This is a genomic window from Paraburkholderia hospita (genome assembly GCF_002902965.1).
Lineage (GTDB): Bacteria > Pseudomonadota > Gammaproteobacteria > Burkholderiales > Burkholderiaceae > Paraburkholderia > Paraburkholderia hospita.
Window position 1 is genome coordinate 1497246 of the sequence record NZ_CP026105.1, and the last position, 20721, is coordinate 1517966.

General features: G+C 62.8%; 22 protein-coding genes. 13 read left to right on the forward strand and 9 right to left on the reverse strand.

What is annotated here, in order from left to right:
• The first annotated feature begins 283 nt into the window (after nucleotides 1-283).
• Complete coding sequence (gene tnpC, locus C2L64_RS06690) at nucleotides 284-1702, forward strand: IS66 family transposase (protein WP_079483617.1); 1419 nt, start codon at nucleotides 284-286, stop codon at nucleotides 1700-1702.
• 285 nt (nucleotides 1703-1987) lie between these two features.
• Here tnpC and smpB read toward each other — a convergent pair whose 3' ends face one another.
• Nucleotides 1988-2434, reverse strand: a complete 447-nt coding sequence (smpB, locus tag C2L64_RS06695; protein ID WP_007588232.1) for an SsrA-binding protein SmpB — start codon at nucleotides 2432-2434, stop codon at nucleotides 1988-1990.
• A 131-nt stretch (nucleotides 2435-2565) separates the two neighbouring features.
• On the opposite strand from smpB, the gene C2L64_RS06700 reads away from it, so the two are divergent.
• Together C2L64_RS06700 and C2L64_RS06705 are read left to right on the forward strand one after the other, a co-directional pair.
• Nucleotides 2566-3003 (forward strand): type II toxin-antitoxin system RatA family toxin, encoded by a 438-nt coding sequence (locus C2L64_RS06700; RefSeq protein WP_007588234.1) that lies wholly within the window; start codon nucleotides 2566-2568, stop codon nucleotides 3001-3003.
• Nucleotides 3000-3332: an RnfH family protein gene (locus tag C2L64_RS06705; RefSeq protein WP_007588235.1), complete on the forward strand. Its 333-nt coding sequence runs from the start codon at nucleotides 3000-3002 to the stop codon at nucleotides 3330-3332. Before C2L64_RS06700 ends, C2L64_RS06705 begins: the two co-directional genes overlap by 4 nt.
• Before the next feature lie 105 nt (nucleotides 3333-3437).
• Here the strand turns inward: C2L64_RS06705 and C2L64_RS06710 are convergent, their stop codons facing one another.
• Nucleotides 3438-4412: a DMT family transporter gene (locus C2L64_RS06710; RefSeq protein WP_007588236.1), complete on the reverse strand. Its 975-nt coding sequence runs from the start codon at nucleotides 4410-4412 to the stop codon at nucleotides 3438-3440.
• Nucleotides 4413-4719: 307 nt separating this feature from the next.
• Between C2L64_RS06710 and guaB the strand changes: the two genes are divergently transcribed.
• The 6 genes from guaB (at nucleotide 4720) to C2L64_RS56210 (ending at nucleotide 9348) form a co-directional block, all read left to right on the forward strand.
• Nucleotides 4720-6180: an IMP dehydrogenase gene (guaB, locus tag C2L64_RS06715; RefSeq protein ID WP_007588238.1), complete on the forward strand. Its 1461-nt coding sequence runs from the start codon at nucleotides 4720-4722 to the stop codon at nucleotides 6178-6180.
• A 6-nt stretch (nucleotides 6181-6186) separates the two neighbouring features.
• Nucleotides 6187-6984 (forward strand): hypothetical protein, encoded by a 798-nt coding sequence (locus C2L64_RS06720; protein ID WP_090836004.1) that lies wholly within the window; start codon nucleotides 6187-6189, stop codon nucleotides 6982-6984.
• Nucleotides 6977-7204 (forward strand): hypothetical protein, encoded by a 228-nt coding sequence (locus tag C2L64_RS06725; protein WP_007588242.1) that lies wholly within the window; start codon nucleotides 6977-6979, stop codon nucleotides 7202-7204. The genes C2L64_RS06720 and C2L64_RS06725 overlap by 8 nt, the downstream gene beginning before the upstream one ends.
• On the forward strand, nucleotides 7197-8780 hold the full coding sequence (gene guaA, locus C2L64_RS06730) for a glutamine-hydrolyzing GMP synthase (RefSeq protein WP_090836005.1): 1584 nt from the start codon (nucleotides 7197-7199) through the stop codon (nucleotides 8778-8780). The genes C2L64_RS06725 and guaA overlap by 8 nt, the downstream gene beginning before the upstream one ends.
• Before the next feature lie 75 nt (nucleotides 8781-8855).
• Nucleotides 8856-9245 (forward strand): GNAT family N-acetyltransferase, encoded by a 390-nt coding sequence (locus C2L64_RS06735; protein WP_208525970.1) that lies wholly within the window; start codon nucleotides 8856-8858, stop codon nucleotides 9243-9245.
• Nucleotides 9157-9348, forward strand: coding sequence for a GNAT family N-acetyltransferase (locus C2L64_RS56210; RefSeq protein ID WP_208525968.1), 192 nt, complete (start codon nucleotides 9157-9159; stop codon nucleotides 9346-9348). The genes C2L64_RS06735 and C2L64_RS56210 overlap by 89 nt, the downstream gene beginning before the upstream one ends.
• A 152-nt stretch (nucleotides 9349-9500) precedes the next feature.
• On the opposite strand, the gene C2L64_RS55835 is transcribed toward C2L64_RS56210, so the two are convergent.
• The 4 genes from C2L64_RS55835 to C2L64_RS06750 all read right to left on the reverse strand — a co-directional run bounded on the left by C2L64_RS55835 (nucleotide 9501) and on the right by C2L64_RS06750 (nucleotide 13042).
• Complete coding sequence (locus tag C2L64_RS55835; RefSeq protein ID WP_007750087.1) at nucleotides 9501-9635, reverse strand: hypothetical protein; 135 nt, start codon at nucleotides 9633-9635, stop codon at nucleotides 9501-9503.
• Nucleotides 9636-9775: 140 nt separating this feature from the next.
• Nucleotides 9776-10288, reverse strand: coding sequence for a GNAT family N-acetyltransferase (locus C2L64_RS06740; protein WP_244144591.1), 513 nt, complete (start codon nucleotides 10286-10288; stop codon nucleotides 9776-9778).
• A gap of 50 nt (nucleotides 10289-10338) precedes the next feature.
• Nucleotides 10339-11814, reverse strand: a complete 1476-nt coding sequence (locus C2L64_RS06745; RefSeq protein ID WP_090836007.1) for a UdgX family uracil-DNA binding protein — start codon at nucleotides 11812-11814, stop codon at nucleotides 10339-10341.
• 16 nt (nucleotides 11815-11830) lie between these two features.
• Nucleotides 11831-13042: a putative DNA modification/repair radical SAM protein gene (locus tag C2L64_RS06750; RefSeq protein ID WP_090836008.1), complete on the reverse strand. Its 1212-nt coding sequence runs from the start codon at nucleotides 13040-13042 to the stop codon at nucleotides 11831-11833.
• Nucleotides 13043-13298: 256 nt separating this feature from the next.
• Between C2L64_RS06750 and C2L64_RS06755 the strand changes: the two genes are divergently transcribed.
• On the forward strand, nucleotides 13299-14840 hold the full coding sequence (locus C2L64_RS06755) for a tetratricopeptide repeat protein (RefSeq protein WP_090836009.1): 1542 nt from the start codon (nucleotides 13299-13301) through the stop codon (nucleotides 14838-14840).
• A gap of 93 nt (nucleotides 14841-14933) precedes the next feature.
• Here C2L64_RS06755 and C2L64_RS06760 read toward each other — a convergent pair whose 3' ends face one another.
• Together C2L64_RS06760 and C2L64_RS06765 are read right to left on the reverse strand one after the other, a co-directional pair.
• Nucleotides 14934-16274, reverse strand: coding sequence for an APC family permease (locus tag C2L64_RS06760; protein ID WP_090836010.1), 1341 nt, complete (start codon nucleotides 16272-16274; stop codon nucleotides 14934-14936).
• A gap of 158 nt (nucleotides 16275-16432) precedes the next feature.
• Complete coding sequence (locus C2L64_RS06765; protein WP_090836057.1) at nucleotides 16433-17278, reverse strand: carbon-nitrogen hydrolase family protein; 846 nt, start codon at nucleotides 17276-17278, stop codon at nucleotides 16433-16435.
• Between the two features lie 185 nt (nucleotides 17279-17463).
• On the opposite strand from C2L64_RS06765, the gene C2L64_RS06770 reads away from it, so the two are divergent.
• Complete coding sequence (locus tag C2L64_RS06770; protein ID WP_090836011.1) at nucleotides 17464-18282, forward strand: response regulator transcription factor; 819 nt, start codon at nucleotides 17464-17466, stop codon at nucleotides 18280-18282.
• Between the two features lie 107 nt (nucleotides 18283-18389).
• Here the strand turns inward: C2L64_RS06770 and C2L64_RS06775 are convergent, their stop codons facing one another.
• Nucleotides 18390-19058, reverse strand: a complete 669-nt coding sequence (locus C2L64_RS06775; RefSeq protein WP_090836012.1) for an outer membrane lipoprotein — start codon at nucleotides 19056-19058, stop codon at nucleotides 18390-18392.
• A gap of 576 nt (nucleotides 19059-19634) precedes the next feature.
• Between C2L64_RS06775 and C2L64_RS06785 the strand changes: the two genes are divergently transcribed.
• Together C2L64_RS06785 and tadA are read left to right on the forward strand one after the other, a co-directional pair.
• Nucleotides 19635-20036 (forward strand): DnaJ family domain-containing protein, encoded by a 402-nt coding sequence (locus C2L64_RS06785; protein ID WP_007749400.1) that lies wholly within the window; start codon nucleotides 19635-19637, stop codon nucleotides 20034-20036.
• A gap of 110 nt (nucleotides 20037-20146) precedes the next feature.
• Entirely contained in the window at nucleotides 20147-20716 is a 570-nt protein-coding gene (gene tadA / locus C2L64_RS06790) for a tRNA adenosine(34) deaminase TadA (protein WP_244144594.1), read from the forward strand.
• The last annotated feature ends 5 nt before the right edge of the window (nucleotides 20717-20721 follow it).

Consider the following 20721-nt stretch of genomic DNA (forward strand, 5'->3'; position numbering starts at 1 on the left):
TGAGGCACTACGGCCTACACACAGTTTGCCACCTGGGCGGCCGTGGAATATCTGGCACGGCATGATGAAGCGCGGGTGCGTGAAGCGGGTGAGGCGCAGCGCAAGAGCGTTAGCAACGAACGTGGGTCACGTGGTTGCCGTGTGAAGCGTAAGAACCTTCGGGGGCCCTCAGGCAAGAACAAATGTTGGCGGTGTGAGCCGCCTTCTTTTGCCTACTTTTCTTTGCCGCCGCGTAACTATTCAGCGCTTGTAAACTGCTACCAGGCTATGCATAGTGAGGGACATGACGAAGATGCCCGACATCAAGGACCTGACACCGGAGCAGAAGGACGCACTCATCGTTGATCTGGTGAGGCGTCTGAACGAGCTTGAGGCAAAGCTTGAGAAGGACAGTCATAACTCCAGCAAGCCGCCGTCAAGCGATGGTCCAAGACGCAAGCCGAAGTCATTGCGCGGCACGAGCGGCGCCAGGCCTGGCGCGCAACCGGGGCACAAGGGCAAGACGCTCAAACGCGTCGCGCAACCCGATCACATCGAGATTCACCCGGTGACGCGGGTGTGCGATGCATGTAGGAGGCGGATCGCGGCAGCCAGCGTCACCGTGTTGCCCGAAGGCCGTCAGGTGATCGATCTGCCGCCCACGCGCTTTGAGGTGACCGAGCATCGCGTGCAGATCGCGCAGTGCCGCTGCGGCAAACATCACTCGGGCGCATTTCCCAAGGGCGTGAGCCAGGCGGTTCAGTACGGCCCCCAGATTCGCGCCGCGGCCGTCTATCTGACGCAATACCAGCAGTTGCCGGTTGCGCGTACCGCCCAGGCGTTAAAAGACCTGTTTGGTCTGCATGTGGGTACGGGAACCGTCCAGCACAGCATTGATCAGGCCGCGCAGATACTGGCGCCGGCGGTCGAACAGATCGAGCAGGCGCTACGCGGGCAACCCGTAGTGCATTTCGATGAGAGCTGTATGCGCGTGGGGCGCGAGTCCCACTGGCTGCATGTCGCCTCGACGCACGCGTTGAGCTGGTATGGCGCGCACCGCAAGCGCGGCAGCGAGGCGCTGGACAGCTTCGGCATTCTTCCCGGCTTTACGGGAATCGCGGTCCATGACGGCTGGCGGCCATATGCCGGCTATGAGTGTGAGCACGCGCTGTGCAATGCTCATCATCTGCGCGAACTGGTGTTCGTCCAGGAGTCCACGCAGCAACCTTGGGCCCAGCAGATGATTGATCTGCTTTGCCAGGCAAAGCGCGAGGTCGACCTCAGTCGGGCGTCAGGAAACACCGCGCTGAGCCAGGCGCGCCAACGCTATTACGCACGGCGCAGCCGCGTCCTGATCGCACAGGCGCGCAAGCTCAATCCGCAGCAGGCACGTGAGCCCGGGCGCCAGGAACGCCGCGGCAGGATCAGGCAAAGCTTTACCTGCAACCTGCTCACACGGCTTCACAAATATGCCGATGAGGTGTGGCGTTTCATTACCGATCACCGCGTACCGTTCGACAACAACCAGGCCGAACGCGATATCCGCATGCCCAAACTCAAACAGAAGATCTCCGGGTGCTTCCGCTCGGAATCGGGCATGGAGGCGTTCTGCACAATCCGCTCCTACCTTGCCACCTTACGCAAGCAGAACCGTTCGCTGATCGATGCGCTGGCATTGGGCTTTGCCGGATTCGTCGTTTCGCCTCTGGTTACCGCTGAATAGTTACGCGGCGGCAAAGAAAAGTAGGTGCCGCCCCGCACAGGGGCGACGCGTGAAGCACGAAGGCATAGCGCGGATGCCAGCGAAAACGCAAGCAAACCAAACCGCGGCGCATGAAGCCCAAAGGCAAAGCCCGGATGCCAGCGAAAAGGCAAACACACCGCGCCAAAGCTCGCGCAGCAAATACCGTAACCCGGATGCCAGCGCAAAGGCCAAAACCCCAAAACCGAACATCAGCGCCGCGGCAAAAAACTCAAACCTCACCGCGCCGCGCAGGCCGAAAAAACCTCAACTCGGCGTCCGCATCAACCTCGCCTTCTCCCGCTCCCAATCCCGCTTCTTCTCAGTCTCACGCTTATCGTGCTGCTTCTTGCCCTTGGCAAGCCCAATCTCACACTTAACCCGCCCATTCTTGTAATGAAAATTCAACGGCACAAGCGTATACCCGCGCTGCTCGACCTTGCCAATCAGCTTGCTGATTTCCTCAGCATGCAGCAGCAGCTTGCGCGTACGGACCGGGTCCGGGTTGATGTGCGTCGACGCTTCGGGCAGCGGGCTGATGTGTGTGCCGATCAAAAATAGCTCCGCATTCCTGATCACGACGTAGCCTTCCTTGATCTGGCCACGCCCGGCGCGCAGCGCCTTGACTTCCCAGCCCTCCAGCACGAGCCCCGCCTCGTAACGCTCTTCGACCGAGTAGTCGTAGAACGCTTTTCTGTTGTCGATGATGCTCATGAATGGAAAGTGGCCAACTCGTTTAAAATCACGATTTTAGCAAAGCGGGACGCCGAAAACCCGCCGCGGCGTCATTCAGTTGTCACGCGCTCGCTATTTATCAATCCCTGTTGCCACGCGCTGTTCAATTTATGGCAGATGTCCAGAAAACCGTGTTGATACGCCACTCGGCGGAACAGATGTTCGACCTCGTCACCGATGTCGCCGACTACCCCAATTTCCTTCCGTGGTGTGGCGGCGTCGAAATCCGCCGCCAGGAGGAAAACCTGATGGAGGCGAAGATCGACATCAACTTCAAGGGCATCAAGCAGCACTTCGCGACGCACAACACGCAGGAGCGGCCGACGCGCATCGACATGAACTTCGCCGATGGCCCGTTCAAGAAGTTCACCGGCTACTGGCGCTTCACGCCGCTGCGCGCGGACGCGTGCAAGATCGAGTTCGCGCTGCACTACGAGTTCGCGAACATTCTGCTGGAGAAACTCATCGGACCGGTGTTCAGCCATATCGCGAACACGTTCGTCGAATCGTTCGTGAAGCGCGCCGATCAGCGCTACGGCAAGGCATGAGCAGGACGCTGACCATCGAGGTCTGCTACGCGCTGCCGGGCGAGCAGACGCTGATCGAACTGCAGTTGCCGCAAGGCGCGACGCTCGGGCAGGCCATCGACGCGAGCGGTATCCTCGCGCAACATCCCGGAATCGATCTGACGAAACAGAAGACGGGCGTGTTCGGCAAGCTCAAGCCGCTGGACACCGTGCTGGCCGACCATGATCGCGTCGAGATCTACCGGCCGCTGATCGTCGATCCAAAGCTCGCGCGGCAGCGGCGCGTCGAGAAATCGCGTCAGGAAGGATCCGTCGAAGGGCGTAAGTGGCTGCACAGGGATTCGCGCTGACGTTACGCTGATGTGCGACGCACAAATGGCAAACGGCGCATCGTGTCACACGGTGTGCCGTTTTTGCTTTGTAGCGAGAGGTTGCTGCCGGCGACAGGGCGCAGCCTAGTGCACAGCCGCCTGAGCCTTTTCTTCGAGCGTCGAGCGGTCGGAGTCGTCGCCAGCGTGCTGGCGCACCGACCAGCTGACGCCCGCGACCAGCAGCAGGATGGCGGCCATTTCGAGCGGACGGGGCATCCGGTGATCGTAGATGAACGCGTAGAGCAGCGCGAACAGCGTCTCGAAGACGATCAACTGACCCGACAGCGTCAGCGGCAGACGCTTGGACGCCGCGTTCCACAAGCCGTTGCCGAGCCACGATGCGCCGATCGCGAGCCCCAGGTTCAGCAGCCAGAACAGATGCCAGCGGGTGTCAACATGCGACGTATCGACGGCCGACGACGGCAGCACGGCCACCACGAGCCACAGCAGCGCGCCGAGCAGGCCCGTCACGACGCCCCACAGCACCGACCACTCGTTACCGCTGAAATGCGTATGACGCTGCAGATAGCGCGCGTTTTCGACGGCGAACCACGTCCAGCAGGCCAGCGCGCCGACCGCGCACGCGATGCCGATCAGTTTGTTCGCGATTGTTCCCGGCGTTTCACCCGCCGTGCCGAACACATCGACATTGATGCACACGATACCCACGACGACGAGCGCGAGCGGCCACGCGAGCCGCGCAAGCGGCACGGCGCCATGATCGCGCCGTCCGAGCAGCGTCACGGTGACGGGCAGCACACCGACGATCAGCGAGGACGGCGCAATGCCAACGAGGTGCACGGCGCCCGTCAACAGCAGGTAATAGAGCAGATTGCCCGCGAGCGCGAGCTTGACGAGCGCGTTCAGATCTTCACGCGTAAGCCGGCGCATCAGGGAGCGTGCGGAAGGCAGCGCGGCCAGCAGCGACACGACGCCGTACATTGCGTAGCGGCCGGCGCTCAGCAGCACGGGCGAAAAATCGGGCAACAGCCGCGGCACCAGAAACACCATGCCCCATAACGCTCCCGCCAACATTCCGTACACCACGCCGCGCTGCATTGCCTTGCCCCGATCGAAAAACTGAAAGTGCGCGAAGCATAGCCGGACGGGCGTGTTCGCGTCTTGTTCGATTCTGCACTTTGCAGCACTTCGCCTATGCTGGAAAAGCGCGCCTGGAAGGATGAATGGCAGCGTATGCGTTCGAACGAGCATACGAAACCGGTTCGAACGCGAGCCGAACGCAGAAGCGAAATCAGACGGTCGTTCGACGCGATAAAACATTGAAGAATTTCGCTAACTGACTGTTCGTGCAGCGAAAACCGGAAGGTTTCGCGTATAATTCGCTTTTGCGCCTATAGGATTTGCCATGCGTCTGATCCAAAAAGCACTCACGTTCGATGACGTGCTCCTCGTCCCGGCTTTCTCCGACGTTCTGCCGCGCGACACCAGCCTGAAAACCCGGCTGACCCGCAACATCTCCCTCAATATGCCGCTCGTGTCCGCCGCGATGGACACCGTTACCGAAGCTCGCCTTGCCATTGCCATGGCGCAGATGGGCGGAGTCGGCATCGTCCACAAGAATCTCACGCCGGCCGAGCAGGCTCGCGAAGTCGCGAAGGTCAAGCGCTTTGAATCGGGCGTCGTGCGCGATCCGATCACGGTTCCGCCGCAAATGAAAGTGAGCGACGTGATCGCGCTGTCGCGCCAGCATGGCATTTCGGGCTTCCCGGTCGTCGAAGGTGCACAACTGATCGGCATCGTCACGAACCGCGATCTGCGCTTCGAAACGCGTCTGGACGAGCCCGTGCGCACGATCATGACGCCGCGCGAGCGTCTCGTGACGGTCAAGGAAGGCACGCCGCTCGCCGAAGCGAAAGCGCTGATGCACGGCCACCGCCTCGAGCGCGTGCTGGTCGTCAACGACGCGTTCGAACTGCGCGGCCTGATGACGGTGAAGGACATCACGAAGCAGACGGAGCACCCGGACGCCTGTAAGGACGAGCATGGCAAGCTGCGCGCGGGCGCCGCGGTCGGCGTCGGCGAGGACAACGAAGAGCGCGTGTCGCTGCTGGTGCAGGCGGGCGTCGACGTGATCGTCGTCGATACGGCGCATGGTCATAGCCGGGGCGTGCTGGAGCGCGTCCAGTGGGTCAAGAAGAACTTCCCGCACGTCGAGGTGATCGGCGGCAACATCGCGACGGCCGACGCAGCGAAGGCGCTCGTCGAGTACGGCGCGGACGGCGTGAAGGTCGGCATCGGCCCGGGCTCGATCTGCACGACGCGTATCGTCGCAGGCGTGGGCGTGCCGCAGATCAGCGCGATCGCCAACGTATCGGCGGCGCTCAAGGGTACGGGCGTACCGGTGATCGCTGACGGTGGCGTGCGCTTCTCGGGCGACGTCAGCAAGGCACTGGCAGCAGGCGCAAACGCCGTAATGATGGGCAGCATGTTCGCCGGCACGGAAGAGTCGCCGGGCGATGTGTTCCTGTATCAGGGCCGCCAGTACAAGTCGTACCGCGGCATGGGTTCTGTCGGCGCGATGAAGGACGGCGCGGCTGACCGCTACTTCCAGGACAACTCCGCGAACATCGACAAGCTGGTGCCGGAAGGCATCGAAGGCCGTGTCGCGTACAAGGGCTCGGTCGGCGCGATCCTGTTCCAGCTGATCGGCGGCGTGCGTGCATCGATGGGTTACTGCGGCTGCCGCACGATTGACGAGTTGCACGAGAAAGCTTCGTTCGTCGAAATCACGTCGGCGGGCATGCGCGAATCGCATGTGCACGATGTCCAGATCACGAAGGAAGCCCCCAACTACCACGTGGACTAATTGCCGATGAAGCCGCTGCTGCGTGCCGTACTGATCATCGATGCCTTGTTGTTGCTGGCGTTTGGGCTGTTGTTTTTGCTCACGCCGTGGAAATCGCTGTACGACGCGCTGCAGCTGGTGCAGACAGACCCTGCGCTGGTTGGGCAGGGGGCGGGCATTGCGCTGATCGGTCTGGCGTGGCTCGCGCTGCATGCGTCGATCGACGGCGCGATGACGGCGACGACGGCCAAGGTCGTCGGCCATGTGAACTGGCTGACGGGCTTGCTGATGCTGGTCTGGCTGGTGGGGCTGCATACGCCGCAGTTGACCGGGTTTGGTCAGCTGGTGGCGGTGCTGACGGGCGTAGTACTGCTCGTTATCGGTCTGGGCGGGGTGAAGCTCTCGAGCGCGGTGAAGCGGCGCGAGCGGCTGGCCGGCACGGCTGCCGCCGAACGCACCGACCGTGTGGCGGCGCGCGACGCCGAGAACGAGGCGCGCAAGGCCGAGCGTGAGCGTGATGCGGCTCGCACGGGTGTGGTTTATCCGGCCACCACGGGGCCGCATGTCGAGCCGACGCTTGCCGCAACGCCCGTGAGTCCGGCGACGGGGCATCCCGTCGAGCCTGGCCTGACGGCGCAACCGCCGCGCGCGACGATGCCCGAAGCGGCCGCGGCCGCGCGTGAAGACGCGCTGGCGCATGAACGCCGGGCCGAAGCCCACGAGGACGCCGCTGCGCGTGAACGCGCAGCAGCCCAGCGCAATGAAGCCGACGCGCGTGCTGCCGAAGCGAAATCGGGCACACCCCGGCCGCCGTTTCATGGCTGACCCGCGCAAGCTTACGCCCAACGCCGAAACAACTGGAATCCGTCTGCGCGCAGGTCTTCTATCGAGCTTTTTATCGATCACGGCACGCAGCGATGCGGCGCTCAGGCCGCCGTTGCCGCGCAAGCCAATCCGTTTCGAATACAACGCCGTTCTGTCGCGATGCGACCAGCGCGGCTTTCCCTATCCGTTCTTTTTAGATTCAGTCCGCTGCCATGCATGACAAGATCCTGATCCTCGACTTCGGTTCGCAAGTCACCCAACTGATCGCACGCCGCATTCGCGAGGCGCACGTGCTGTCGGAAATCCATCCGCACGACGTCAGCGACGAGTTCATCCGCGAATTCAAGCCGATGGGCATCATCCTGTCGGGCGGCCCGAACTCGGTGACCGAGAGCGACACGCCGCGCGCGCCGCAAGCGGTGTTCGAAGCGGGCGTGCCCGTGCTCGGCATCTGCTACGGCATGCAGACGATGGCCGAGCAGCTCGGCGGGAAGGTCGAAACCGGCCATCTGCGTGAGTTCGGCTACGCGGAAGTGCGCGCGCGCAACCACACCAGCTTCCTCGACGGCATTCAGGACTTCGCAACGTCCGAAGGCCACGGCATGCTGAAGGTGTGGATGAGCCACGGCGACAAGGTGCTGGAAATGCCCGTGGGCTTCCAGCTGATGGCATCGACGGACTCGTGCCCGATCGCCGCGATGGCCGATGAGGCGCGCCACTTCTACGGCCTGCAATGGCACCCGGAAGTCACGCACACGGTGCAGGGTCGCGCGATGCTTGAGCGCTTCGTGCTGAAGATCTGCGGCGCGAAACCCGATTGGGAAATGGGCAATTACATCGACGAAGCCGTCGAAAACATCCGCAAGCAGGTCGGCGACGAGCATGTGATTCTCGGTCTGTCGGGCGGCGTGGATTCGTCGGTGGCGGCGGCGCTGCTGCATCGCGCGATCGGCGATCAATTGACCTGTGTGTTCGTCGATCACGGCCTGTTGCGCCTGAACGAAGCCGAGCAGGTGATGTCGATGTTCGCCGACAACCTCGGCGTGAAGGTGATCCACGTCGACGCCAGCGAAGCCTTCCTGTCGAAGCTCAAGGGCGTGACCGATCCGGAAGCGAAGCGCAAGATCATCGGCGCCGAGTTCGTCGAGGTGTTCCAGGCGGAAGCCGGCAAGCTGACGGATGCGAAGTGGCTCGCGCAAGGCACGATCTATCCGGACGTGATCGAATCGGCGGGCAAGGGCAAGAAGGCCGCGCATACGATCAAGAGCCACCACAACGTCGGTGGCCTGCCGGAGACGCTGAATCTGAAGCTGCTCGAGCCGCTGCGTGAACTGTTCAAGGACGAAGTGCGCGAACTGGGCGTGAAGCTCGGTCTGCCGCCTTCGATGGTGTATCGCCATCCGTTCCCGGGCCCGGGCCTCGGTGTGCGTATTCTTGGCGAAGTGAAGCGCGATTACGCTGATCTGCTGCGTCGCGCGGACGCGATTTTCATCGAAACGTTGCGCACCTTCATCGACAAGGAAACGGGCAAGTCGTGGTACGACCTGACGAGCCAGGCGTTCGCCGTGTTCCTGCCAGTGAAGAGCGTGGGTGTAATGGGCGATGGCCGCACGTATGAGTATGTCGTTGCGCTGCGCGCGGTCCAGACGCTCGACTTCATGACGGCGCATTGGGCGCATCTGCCGCATGACCTGCTCGGCCATGTGTCGAACCGGATCATCAATGAAGTGCGTGGTATCAATCGCGTCGTGTACGACATCTCGGGCAAGCCGCCTGCGACGATTGAGTGGGAGTGATATAGCTTCTGGCACAGGCCGAGATCAAAAACTCGGCTCTGCGCCTGTCATTCAATTCGCGCCGGAAGACGGCGGGTGTCTTTCGGCGCTTTGAGTTATTTAGGCATGGTGATTCGTTTTTTTGAGCGCACCGATCTTGCTGCGTGCGAACAGCTGTTCGACAGTAACATTCCAAAGTTTTTTGCCGAGGAGGAGCGTGTCGAATTCACTGAATACCTTAACCGTCTTCCGGGGCCCTACCTGGTGCTTGAAGAGGATGGCGAGGTCGTGGCCTGTGGTGGCTGGGCAGCCAGCAGAACGACTCCCAACGAGATTATTTTGTGTTGGGGAATGGTGAGCAAAGACCGGGCACAAGGCGGGTCTGGGAAGTCGCCTCATGAAGGCACGACTGGAGCACATCTTTGCGAGCAACAACGCTGCGGCGGTTTTGCTGACCACCAGCCAGCACAGTGCCGGCTTTTTTGAGCGGTTTGGATTTCAAACTGTCCGCTCAGAAAAGGACGGGTACGCGCCGGGCATTGATCTGGTGGAGATGCGGCTTGAAGCAGGGTCCGTTGCAGCGAAGTGAATTGCGCATCGAACTGGCGGCGGCCCCCGTCCCCGCAAGGGTGTAACCACCAGATCGACGATCATCGAGCGTGCGACCAGGAAGGGGTGCTGGGGCGTGTCAGCGCGCTTTCTGCCGTGATGCGTCACGGCGGAAAATCGTGGAGATTCCGCTTACCGATCGTATCGTTGAGCGTTCTTGCCCAGTTCTTCGATATCAACGGATGCTGCGAGAAATGCGCCGCAACGCGGCTTGTCCACGAAACGAAGCCACTGGCTGAACTGGCTGAGAAGGAAGTAGACAAACATGATGTGCTCCTGTCAATGAAGGTGATAACAGGCGCAATCCATATCGTGTTGAGTGGCGCTCTGTTGATGCTTCAAGAATAGGGACGCGTGACAGCGGCGGACATAGGAAAAGGACGAATTTTGAGATAGCAGGCTGCGGCTTACGGCTTCTCCAGCACATACGTTGCCGCCAACGTCCCGTAGTAGGGCTGCAAACCGACACTACGCATCCCGAGCCGCTTCATGACATTGATCGATCGTTCATTCGACGGATGCGTCGTCGCATAGATAGAAGCAAGGCACAGTTCATCGAACGCAAACCCGATCATCGCTCGCGCGGCTTCCGTCGCGTAGCCTTGTCCCCAGTGATCGCGCTTCAAACGCCAGCCGACTTCCACCGGATTACCCGGTTCGTTCTCGATGTGCTGCACGCACCCCGCGCCGATGATCTCGCCGCTGTCGTGCCTGATGAACGACCACCACGAAAAGCCGAACCGTTCCCAGCGCGCCTTTGCCGTATCGATGCTCTGATGCACTTCCGTCGGCGTGGCAGGCGAGCCGTCGCCGAGAAATTGCATCACGACAGGATCGGAGTTGAGCGCGAGCAACCCGGCGAAATGAGCTTCGTCGAACGGTTCGAGGCGCAGCCGCGAGGTATGGAGAAGGGTTCGCATGGCATCCGTCCATTGGATGAAGGAATGCTCGCGCATTCCTTGACGAAACACTAGCGCGATACGTGCCGCCGTTCTTGCCCCGTGTCCGCCAGATCGCGCGCCCGCGCCAATGCAGAAGCGATCGCATCCAGCACCCGCTCGCGCGCCTCGTCATTCTCCTGCCGCAACGCGAACGACGGGTGATACGTGGAGATCACCTGCATGCCGTCAACATCGATCGACCGTTCGATCCAATCGCGCAAACTGACTTTCTCGTGCAGCAGCGCAGTCAACGCAGTCGCGCCCAACGTGACGACGACGGCAGGCTTCACGCGCTCCAGTTCGCGTTCGAGCCAGTAACCGCACGCATCGATTTCCTGCTGCGCAGCAGTCTTGTGCAGGCGCCGCTTGCCGCGCAGCATCCACTTGAAGTGCTTGACGGCGTTGGTCAGATAAAGTTGTTCGCGCCGCAACCCCGCACGCTCGATTGCAACATCGAGCAATCTGCCCGCTGGTCCGACAAACGGCTTGCCCGCGAGGTCTTCCTGATCGCCAGGCTGTTCGCCGATCAGCATGATGCGCGCATCGTCGGGACCGATGCCATCGACGGCTTGCGTCGCGTGCCGCCACAGCTCACAGCGCCGGCATGCGTCGAGCGTCGATGGCTGCTGACGCGCCGGTTGCGCGCTATGTGCATCGACAGGCACGCTCTTGCCGCCCAGCACGCCGACGCCGCGCGCCTGCGCGACCCGTTGCGCGCCGCTTTTCGCTTCGCTGATCATCGACGGAATCAGGTGGCCTTCGGGCAGGCCTTTCCAGAAGCGCACGGGCATGTGCTGTTCGAGCGCCGTCTCGTTCAGCCGCGCGGGATTGAATGTGCTGCGGTAGTAGGCGAGCCAGAGCGCTTCGGCTTGGTCGGCGGTGTGCTTGCAACGGTCGCTGGATAACGCCGGACGGTGTTCGAGCCGCAACGTTTTGCCGTTCCACCACGCGGCGCTATCGGGTGTCGAGATGAGCCACGTCGAGCGGCCCATGCGGCGTGCGAAATGCTCGGCTGACCACGCGAGCACATCGTGCTCCGGCTCGTACCACGCGACGTACTCGGGCAGATCGGCCGCAGGCGCATCGTTGCCGGGCTCGCGCAGCCGGAAACGTACATACGCGATCATGTCGTGCTTCGCGCGCCGTACGGCCTTGGCCATCTTGTACAGGCGCGCGCCGTCGCAATCGGCGGCGGACGCGACCGAGCGGTCGCCGTCATGCCATCGCCAGAGCACGCGGTAGAGGAACGCCCAACGTGCCGTGTCGCGATAGAGCGCTGCGTCCTTCAGCAGTTCACCGAGCTCGCGAGAAATGCGGACATTGGCGGGTGCGGTCGTTGCCTGGGACGCAGACGCGTGATCGTCGAACAACGCGGGCGTGGTTGCGCGATCGTCATCGCCAATTACACGCCAGTCGATATCCTCGGGCGCAATGCGGCTCGCAAGCGCCTGCAGCGCGGCTTCGCGCCACGCCGCATAGCTGTCCTCGATCGAGATGACCCGCATGCCTTCGCGTCCGGTGTCAAAGCAGCGACAACTGCGTCGGCGGCGGCGTCAGTGCGTGACGTAACCGCTGCGTCGACAGGTCGGCGTGCGCGGGGCGATAGTCGGCTGTCACGACGAACGGCCGCGTCTTGTCCATCGAACACCGCAACTGCACGAGATCCTGATAGCGGATGCGCCGCGAGCGCCGCAGTGCCACCAGACGCTTTGCGTTGCGCATGCCGATGCCCGGCACGCGCGCGATCATGCGTACATTCGCGCGATTCAGATCGACGGGAAAGCTCTCCCGATGACTCAGCGCCCACGCGAGCTTCGGATCGATGTCGAGCGCGAGATTGCCGGGTGTGTCGAACAGTTCGTCAACGCGAAACCCGTAACCGCGCAACAGAAAATCCGCCTGATACAAACGATGCTCGCGCAACAGCGGCGGCGCCTTGGCCGGCAGCGCCGTCGGACTGTCGGGAATCGGGCTGAACGCGGAGTAGTAGACGCGCTTGAGCCGGTACGAGCCGTACAGCGTTTCGGCCGTTTGCAGGATCGTGCTGTCGCTGGTGTCGTCCGCGCCGACGATCATCTGCGTGCTCTGGCCAGCCGGCGAGAAGCGCGGCGCTTTCGCGTCGCTCTCGGCTTCGTCGCTGGCGAGGCGAATCGAGCCCATCGCGAGGCGGATCGTGCGCGCGCTTTTCTCGGGCGCGAGCCGTTCCAGACTGATTTCGGTTGGCAGTTCGATATTGACGCTCAGGCGATCCGCGTAACGGCCCGCTTGCGCGATCAGTTGCGGATCGGCATCGGGAATGGTTTTCAGATGGATATACCCGCGAAACAGATGTTCTTCGCGCAACGACTGCGCGACGCGTACCAGTTGCTCCATCGTGTAGTTCGACGAGCGGATCACGCCGGAACTGAGAAACAGCCCGTCGATGTAATTGCGCCGGTAAAAGTCGAGCGTGAGGCTCACGACTTCCTCGGGTGTGAAACGCGTGCGCGGCACGTTGCTCGTGCGCCGGTTCACGCAATACTGACAGTCGTACAGACAGAAATTGGTCAGCAGGATTTTCAGCAACGACACGCATCGGCCGTCGGGCGTGAAGCTGTGGCAGATGCCCGCGCCCGTGCTCGCGCCGAGCCCGTCCGCGCCGCGCGAACTGCGCTGTGGCGCGCCGCTGCTCGCACACGACGCGTCGTACTTGGCGGCGTCGGCGAGTATTTCGAGCTTTTTGAGCAGTTCCATGGCAGACGGCGACACTGTATATATGTACAGTATTCTACGCCGTCGCGTGCTGTCCACAAGGCACGTATTGCCGCGAACGCGGCGGCTGTCCCGGATTTGTCCTATTTTTCAGTGGATAAGCTGAACAGCGGCGGCTTCTGCCTTCACACAACTTCACAGCTCGCAGGCGGCGCAGTGCAATCATTGCAGCCCCGAGCCGAATCGACGTATCGACGGTTCGAAGCCTCAGTTTTGTCGCGGTGAAGGACATGATCGAATGACATCCCAGCCAGATATCGACCAGCGCTACGCGGCAGCCGAGCAAGTCTTTTTCGCGGGCGACCACGACGCGGCGCGCGCGCATCTGGACGCCGTGCTGCAAGCGCAGCCCGGGCACGCCGGCGCGCTCCATCTGCGCGGCCTCGTCGCGCTCGAAGCGAAGGAGCCGGGCGGCGCGGCGCACTGGATCGAGCAGGCGCTGCGCGCGCGGCCCGATCCCATCTTCTACAACAGTCTGAGCGTCGTGCAGATTCGTTCGGGCGCGCTTGCCGAGGGCGCGGCGAGCGCGCAACGCGGGCTCGATCTCGCGCGCAGCGAGCCGTCCGTGTCGATCGATACGTCGATTCTCGCCTTCAATCTCGGCGTCGCGCTGCAACTGAACGACGACATGGAAGCGGCAGAGCACGCGTATCGCAGCGTGATCTCAACGAACCCGGCGCACTCCGGCGCGCACAACAACCTCGGGCTCGTGCTGAACGCGCTCGGCGACGTCGAAACGGCCATCGTGCATCACCGGCGCGCGTATGAGCTCGATCCGTCGAATCTCGAAGCGCGCAGCAATATCGGCCATATGATGCTCGCGGCCGGGCGATACGAAGAAGCGTGGCCGCATTTCGAATACCGCTGGGCCGCGCTCGGCAACAATCGCGGCGAGCGCGGCGCGCGGCCGGCTGAATGGCCTGTGCCGCAGTGGCTGGGCGAAGCTTCGCCGAAACGGGACGCGCGGCTGTTCATCGTGTACGAGCAGGGACTCGGCGATGCGTTGCAGTTCAGCCGCTTCTTCCCGCTCGCGCTCGACCGTTTCGCGACGATCGGCTTCAACTGCCCGAAGCCGCTGCGGCGGCTCTTCGAGGATTCGTTTGGCGAACGTTATCCGCAGTTGCAGCTGCTGGACGATGTACCCTCCGACTGGAGCGAATGGGACTGCTATTCACCGATGCTCTCTCTGCCGATGGCGCTCGAAATCGGCTTGCAGAACCTCGGCTCGGCGCCGTCGCGCTATCTGCGCGCCGATCCGCAGCGCGCCACATACTGGCGCGAGCGTCTCGCGGCAGTCGCGCCGCAACGTGTGCCACGCATCGGCATCGTGTGGGCGGGCGGCAAGATCAACGCGCATATGGACAGGATGCGCAGCATCGCGCCTGCGCAGGTCGAGCGTCTGCTCGCGTGGCCGCGCGCGCAGTGGATCAGCTTGCAGAAAGCGGACGACGCGTCGAAGGAACTCACTGCGGCACAGCGTCCGAACGTGAACGACTGGATGAGCGAGATCGCGGATTTCGCCGACACGGCGGCGCTTGTCGAGCCACTCGATCTGGTGATCGCCGTCGATACGTCGGTTGCGCATCTCGCCGCGGCGATGGGCAAGCGCGTGTGGCTGCTCAATCGCTACGCGGGATGCTGGAGGTGGCTGCGCGAGCGCACTGATAGCCCGTGGTATCCGGGCATGCGGATCTTCAATCAGTCCGAGCGCGGCAACTGGGTCGACGTGCTGTCGAATTTGATCGAAGCGCTGGAAGCGGAATTTCCGGCGCGCGCATAAAAGGCAAAACGCAAAGCAAAACGCGGCGCATACAATGCGCCGCGTTTTCTCGAACGCGATCCGCCTCGGCGAATCGCGCATTTCACTACCCGCTCAGATCGCCACTTCAGGCGGCGCCTGGCGGAACAGACGCGTGATCCAGCACAGGTACGCGATACCCAGCACGAACCACACCGCGCCGAGCACGAGCGCCGTCTTTTCGAGGCTCGCGAGCAGCCAGATATCGGCCACTGCGCCGATCAGCGGAAACACCAGCCCGCCGAATACGCCGATCTTGCGGTCGCCATGATTGCCCGACAGATACAGACGGACCACGCACAGGTTGACGGCCGTGAACGCGAGGAACGCGCCGAAGTTGATGAACGACGTCGACGTGGCCACATCGAGCTTCAGCGCGATCAGCCCGACGATGCCCGCAATCGCGATATTGATCGCCGGCGTCTTGAAGCGCGGATGGATATAGCCGAAGAAGCGCTTCGGCAGGATTTCATCGGGACCCATCGCATACAGCAAGCGGCCGACGCTCGCCTGCGCCGAGATGCCCGACGCGAACTGCGCGAGAATCAGGCCCGCGAGAAACACGGTCACGAAAATATCGCCGCCAATCATCTTCGCGACTTCGAACGCGGCCGAATCCGTGTCCTTGAACTCGACGCCGGGGTGCGCCAACTGCATCGTATACGCGGCGATCACGAAGATCGCGCCGCCAATCAACGCAATCAGCAGGATCGCGCGCGGCATGTTCTTCTTCGGATCGATGGTTTCTTCCGTCAGCGTCGACACGGCATCGAAACCGAGATACGAGTACGCGGCAATCGCGGCGCCCGCCATCGTCGCGCCGAGCGGCACATGCGGCTTGAAGAACGGCTCGGCCATCGCGATGCCGCCAGGGCCCGCCGCCGCCGACGCATAGTGCCAGCACAGCGCGACGAACATCGCGACAATCGCCAGTTGCACGACCATCAGCACGATGTTGAAGCGCGCGGCCAGTTCGATCCCGACGATGTTCAGGCCGCTCGTCAGCACGATGAATGCGACGATCCAGATCCACGACGGCACATGCGGAAACGCCGCGTTCAGATACGCGGCGCCGATCAGCCAGATCACCATCGGCAGGAAGAAATAGTCGAGCAGCGTCGCCCAGCCGATCAAAAAGCCGAGATGCGCGTTGAAGGTCTTGCGCGTGTACGTGTACGCCGAGCCGGCGACGGGGTAGAGCCGCGCGAGCTTGCCGTAGCTGAGCGCGGTGAAGGCGATCGCGATCAGCGCGAGCAGATAGGCGAGGGCGGCTGTGTCGTCGCTGGCTTTGGCGAGCACGCCGTAGGTGCCGTAGACGATCAGCGGCGCCATGTAGGCGAGACCGAACAGCAGCACGGACGGCAAGCCGAGCGTGCGCTTCAGGTGCGACGGTTCATGAGATGACGACGCTTGCATGATTTCTCCTAAAGCCAGGCCGATAGCGATGGCCGATATGGATGTCTTCTGGATGCCTTATGGTGCCTATGGCTGGCATTTCGACGGGCGTGGGCGTACGCGCGCAGGGCGCGCTCGGCCCCGTGCGGTACGTCCCGGACAGACTGCTGGAAAAGCGTTCAGTCGGTGCGGCGGCGGCGCGCTTCGACCATCAGCGCGCGATGGCCATCCGACTGTTCGACGGGCACGAGGCCGAGCGGCACGCGTGCGTCGTGCAGATAGTTGTAGTGCTCGCGGCTCGCTTCGAGCCGTTTGAAATCGACGGTCGCCTTCGTCACCGTTTCTTCGCCGCCGAGTTCGAGCACCGTTTCGCCGAACGGATCGATCAGCGCGGAGAGGCCGGGGAACGTCAGGTTGTCGTCGCCGGAGCCGCAGCGGTTCACCATCAGCGCGAACATCTGGTTTTCCATCGCGCGGGCAGTGATCGCGCGTCGATGCACGGGGCCGAACGGGTCCATGTTGCCGTTGGTGACGATCAGCAGATCGGCGTCGAGCGCCGCGACGGCGCGCGCCGATTCGGGAAATTCGATGTCGTAGCAGATCAGCAGCCCCACGGTGAGGCCGTTCCACATGCAGGTTTCGAAGCGGTCGCCGGGCGTGAACACGCCCACATCCGATGCCCACAGATGCGTCTTGCGATAGCGCAGCGCGATGTCGCCGCGTTCGTCGACGAGCACCGTCGTGTTGTAGAACTGGTTGCCGTCGCGTTCGGCGAGGCCCACTGCGACCGAGACACCCTTTTGCCTGGCGGCGTCGCGCACGGCGGTCAGCGCGGGGCCATCGAGCGTCTGCGCGACTTCGGCGACGTTTTCGCGCGTCGGAAAGCCCGACAACGTGGTTTCCGGGAACACGATCAGCTTCGTGCCGCCCGCTGTGTCGGCGCGTCCGATCGTCTCGACGACCTTGCGCGTGTTGTGCGCGACGTCGCCGTCGATCAGCGCGACTTGCGCCAGTTCAACCTGCATGGTGTTGCCTCCTTCCAGATGCCTTTCAGCGGTGCGCGATGTGCGTTGCGCATCCGTATTTCCTGCCATTCTTGCGCCGCGCGGAACAGTGCGTACGTCGCCCGCTCCTCGTATTGAGGCGGATTATCAGGGTATTATTTTTGTCCTGAAATTACCCACGAGGGTTACCCTCACCGGAGGACACGATGGACTTCGAATGGCGAGATCTCGCTTTTCATCGGGAGATCGGCTCGGCCATCGACGCCCTCGATGGTCCGCATTTCTGGGCGCGCCTGACGCGCGTGCTCGAAAGGCATGTCGGTTTCGACAGCTGGGTCGCGTTGCGCTTCAAGCGCGATGCCGCGCCGCTCGTGCTCGCCGAGCAGGCTATGCCCGACGGCAAGATCGACCTGATGTTTCAGGACTATCTGGCCGCGCTCTATCAGCTCGATCCGTTCTATCTCGCCGCGTTCGAAACGCGGGCGTCGGGCTTCTACACGCTCGCCGACGTTGCGCCTGACAACTTCCGGATGACCGAGTACTACCAGCGCTACTTCAAGAAGAATATCGTCGGCGACGAGGTGCATTTCAATGTCGTGATTGATCGCGATCATACGATGGGCTTTTCACTCGGCAAGACGAGCCGCTACGACGAGCGCGAGATCGCGTTGCTCACGCTGTATTCGCCGTGGGTGCTCGCGTTGATGCAGCAGCGCTTGCGTTTCGAGAAGTTCGTTGGGGAAGAAGAGCCACGCGCGACCGGAAACGAAGAGGCGGATCTGCATGCGCGCTTCGGCATGCTGACAGGCAAGAACGGGCGCGGCGCGTTGACTGCGCGCGAGATCGAGGTGGCGATGCTGTCGTTGAGCGGGTTCTCGTCGCGTGCGATCGCGGAGAAGCTGTCGATCTCGTTCGAAACGGTGCGCGCGCACAAGAAGCACATCTACGCGAAGCTCGGCGTCGGATCGCAGTCCGAACTGTTCGCGATGTTTTATGAGCCGGGGAGAACGGTCGAGCCGGAGTGAATGTTGTCGCGCTGCTTCGATTGCTTGTGATCGAAGCAGCGCGCGGCGCTCGGTGCTAGCAGTGCGTGCGCGCGTCGAGTTCGTGGCCTGGTGATGGCTTGAGCGGCTTAATAGCGGTCGAGCCGGTTGCCCGCAACACGCACGCGATCACCAGGATGCAGGTCGCCGGGCGAGCCGACATCGAAAGCGCGCACGGAGCCGTCGTTCAGTTGCACCGCAATCCGGTAGCCGCCCGGCGACGACGCGCCTGCCTGCTGACCCAACTGGTTGCCCGCGACGGCGCCGCCCAGCACGCCGATCGCAGTCGCCGCATCGCGTCCATGGCCGCGCCCGAACTGGTTGCCGATCACGCCGCCGACAACCGCACCGATCACGGTGCCTGCGACGCCGCCCGCCGTCACGGCGCCTGGATTCGCAAGCGGCTGGATCGACGAAACTACGCCGTATTGCTCGCCGTATCCATAGCCCTGTTGCGGCTGCTGGTAAGCCTGGTAGTCTTGTCCATCGGGCTGATCGTAGCCGGGTTGTTGATACTGCGGCTGCTGCGCATACGGCTGCTGATAGGGCTGTTGATACTGCGGCTGCTGCGCGTAGCCAGGCTGCGCATAGACCGGTTGCGCCGGTTGTGCGTAGGCCGGTTGCGTGGTGTAGGTCGAGCCATAGCTCGCGCCGTACGGCGAATTGCCAGGGACGACGCAGCCTGCGAGCGGCAGCGTAACGCAGAGCGCGATCAACGTCGTTCGAACGAGAGGGCGAGCAAAACGGGTGTGGGTCATGTTACGTGATTGTCGTGATGCCACCAGGTGTGGACCGCGACGAGTATAGGGAAACGCGCATCGCTAGTGATGCGCGGCCTGCGTAACAGTATGTAAATTGCGCGTCCGATAAAAACGCCTGGTGAAACAGTGACGCGCGGGTGGGAGGCGGGTGAAAAAACGGTTGAAAAAAGCGAGGAGGTCAGAAGCGAAAGCCGGTGCCAATGGCGCAGCTACCGCCAACTCCGCCGCTGCCGCCGCCGATGTTGCAAAACACGCCGCAGCCGGACAACGCTAGCGACAGTGCAACGCCCGTTACAAACACCCTCGCGAACGAGACGACGCGGCGGCGATTTGCGCCCGGCATCCGCGAACTGCGGGCGGCGGCACGCTTCGGGTGAATTGACACGATGGCGGGAGCGAAATTTCGATAGGCATGACGAAGCCGGAAGCGCTGAAAAACCGACAACCATATCTTGGCCTGGAATGCCAGCCCATACGACAATTCCTAATCCTGGGTGTGTCCTCTAGGCGTCTGACAAATCCATTTCTCAGCGTCCTGATAAAATGCCAGAGCCGCAACGTAGTGGACTGCAAATGAAATTGCTTGATGCACTTGTCGAACAACGGATTGCCGCCGCGGCTGCGCGCGGCGAGTTCGATGATTTGCCGGGAACCGGCGCGCCGCAGGTTCTCGATGACGACGCCCTGGTGCCCGAGGAAGTTCGCGTAGCGAACCGCATTCTGAAGAATGCGGGCTTCGTGCCGCCCGCCGTCGAACAATTGCGGGCGCTGCGCGACCTGCAGAACGAGCTGGATGCCGTCAGCGACCGCAGCAGCCGCTGCCGCCTGCAAGCGAAGATGCTGGCCCTCGATATGGCACTGGAATCGCTGCGCGGCGGGCCGCTCGTGATGCCGCGCGAGTACTGTCGCCGGATCGCGGAGCGCCTGTACGAGCGCGTCGCGGAAGAGCCGACCGCCGACGCGGGGCCGGCGTGAACCCCGGCGTCGATCCGGCTGTTTTGCCGTCTGCCGACTCCGTTTCGTCTGAAGATTTGATCATCCCGTCCTGCTCGGGCGTCAGCGTCGCGAACGAGACGAGCGCTACCATCGACACTCCCGCGCCCGAACCCGCCCCGATTACCGAACGCGATCGCCGCTTCATGGCGCTCGCGCAGGCTGCCGCCGAAGAGGCGCGCGCCGTTGGCGAGGTGCCTGTCGGCGCGGTGCTGGTCTGTGGCGACGAAGTGATTGCAAAAGGCTTCAATCATCCGATCGGCGGTCACGATCCTTCCGCGCACGCCGAAATGGCCGCGCTGCGCGCCGCTGCGCAGAAGCTCGAAAATTACCGGCTGCCGGGTTGCGAGCTCTATGTGACGCTGGAGCCTTGCCTGATGTGCGCGGGCGCGATCATGCACGCGCGCATCGCACGCGTCGTGTTCGGCGCGCGCGATCCGAAGACGGGCGCGTGCGGTAGCGTCGTCGATGCCTTCGCGAATCCGCAACTGAACCATCACACGACAGTGACGGGCGGCGTGCTCGAAGAGGAGTGCGGCGCTGCGTTGCGCTCGTTTTTCGCCGACCGCCGGCGCGCCGCGCGGGAAGCGCGCGCTGCAGCCGCATTGAACAACGCATCGGATGCCGCCGATCCGCGTGCGGACACTAATCAGACCCACTGACTTGC

Excerpts from the sequence above, each read along its gene's own strand:
- tnpC (WP_079483617.1), top strand. The coding sequence starts at position 284 with ATGACGAAGATGCCCGACATCAAGGACCTGACACCGGAGCAGAAGGAC.
- smpB (WP_007588232.1), bottom strand. The coding sequence starts at position 2,434 with ATGAGCATCATCGACAACAGAAAAGCGTTCTACGACTACTCGGTCGAA.
- C2L64_RS06700 (WP_007588234.1), top strand. The coding sequence starts at position 2,566 with ATGGCAGATGTCCAGAAAACCGTGTTGATACGCCACTCGGCGGAACAG.
- C2L64_RS06705 (WP_007588235.1), top strand. The coding sequence starts at position 3,000 with ATGAGCAGGACGCTGACCATCGAGGTCTGCTACGCGCTGCCGGGCGAG.
- C2L64_RS06710 (WP_007588236.1), bottom strand. The coding sequence starts at position 4,412 with ATGCAGCGCGGCGTGGTGTACGGAATGTTGGCGGGAGCGTTATGGGGC.
- guaB (WP_007588238.1), top strand. The coding sequence starts at position 4,720 with ATGCGTCTGATCCAAAAAGCACTCACGTTCGATGACGTGCTCCTCGTC.
- C2L64_RS06720 (WP_090836004.1), top strand. The coding sequence starts at position 6,187 with ATGAAGCCGCTGCTGCGTGCCGTACTGATCATCGATGCCTTGTTGTTG.
- C2L64_RS06725 (WP_007588242.1), top strand. The coding sequence starts at position 6,977 with ATGGCTGACCCGCGCAAGCTTACGCCCAACGCCGAAACAACTGGAATC.
- guaA (WP_090836005.1), top strand. The coding sequence starts at position 7,197 with ATGCATGACAAGATCCTGATCCTCGACTTCGGTTCGCAAGTCACCCAA.
- C2L64_RS56210 (WP_208525968.1), top strand. The coding sequence starts at position 9,157 with ATGAAGGCACGACTGGAGCACATCTTTGCGAGCAACAACGCTGCGGCG.
- C2L64_RS55835 (WP_007750087.1), bottom strand. The coding sequence starts at position 9,635 with ATGTTTGTCTACTTCCTTCTCAGCCAGTTCAGCCAGTGGCTTCGTTTC.
- C2L64_RS06740 (WP_244144591.1), bottom strand. The coding sequence starts at position 10,288 with ATGCGAACCCTTCTCCATACCTCGCGGCTGCGCCTCGAACCGTTCGAC.
- C2L64_RS06745 (WP_090836007.1), bottom strand. The coding sequence starts at position 11,814 with ATGCGGGTCATCTCGATCGAGGACAGCTATGCGGCGTGGCGCGAAGCC.
- C2L64_RS06750 (WP_090836008.1), bottom strand. The coding sequence starts at position 13,042 with ATGGAACTGCTCAAAAAGCTCGAAATACTCGCCGACGCCGCCAAGTAC.
- C2L64_RS06755 (WP_090836009.1), top strand. The coding sequence starts at position 13,299 with ATGACATCCCAGCCAGATATCGACCAGCGCTACGCGGCAGCCGAGCAA.
- C2L64_RS06760 (WP_090836010.1), bottom strand. The coding sequence starts at position 16,274 with ATGCAAGCGTCGTCATCTCATGAACCGTCGCACCTGAAGCGCACGCTC.
- C2L64_RS06765 (WP_090836057.1), bottom strand. The coding sequence starts at position 17,278 with ATGCAGGTTGAACTGGCGCAAGTCGCGCTGATCGACGGCGACGTCGCG.
- C2L64_RS06770 (WP_090836011.1), top strand. The coding sequence starts at position 17,464 with ATGGACTTCGAATGGCGAGATCTCGCTTTTCATCGGGAGATCGGCTCG.
- C2L64_RS06775 (WP_090836012.1), bottom strand. The coding sequence starts at position 19,058 with ATGACCCACACCCGTTTTGCTCGCCCTCTCGTTCGAACGACGTTGATC.
- C2L64_RS06785 (WP_007749400.1), top strand. The coding sequence starts at position 19,635 with ATGAAATTGCTTGATGCACTTGTCGAACAACGGATTGCCGCCGCGGCT.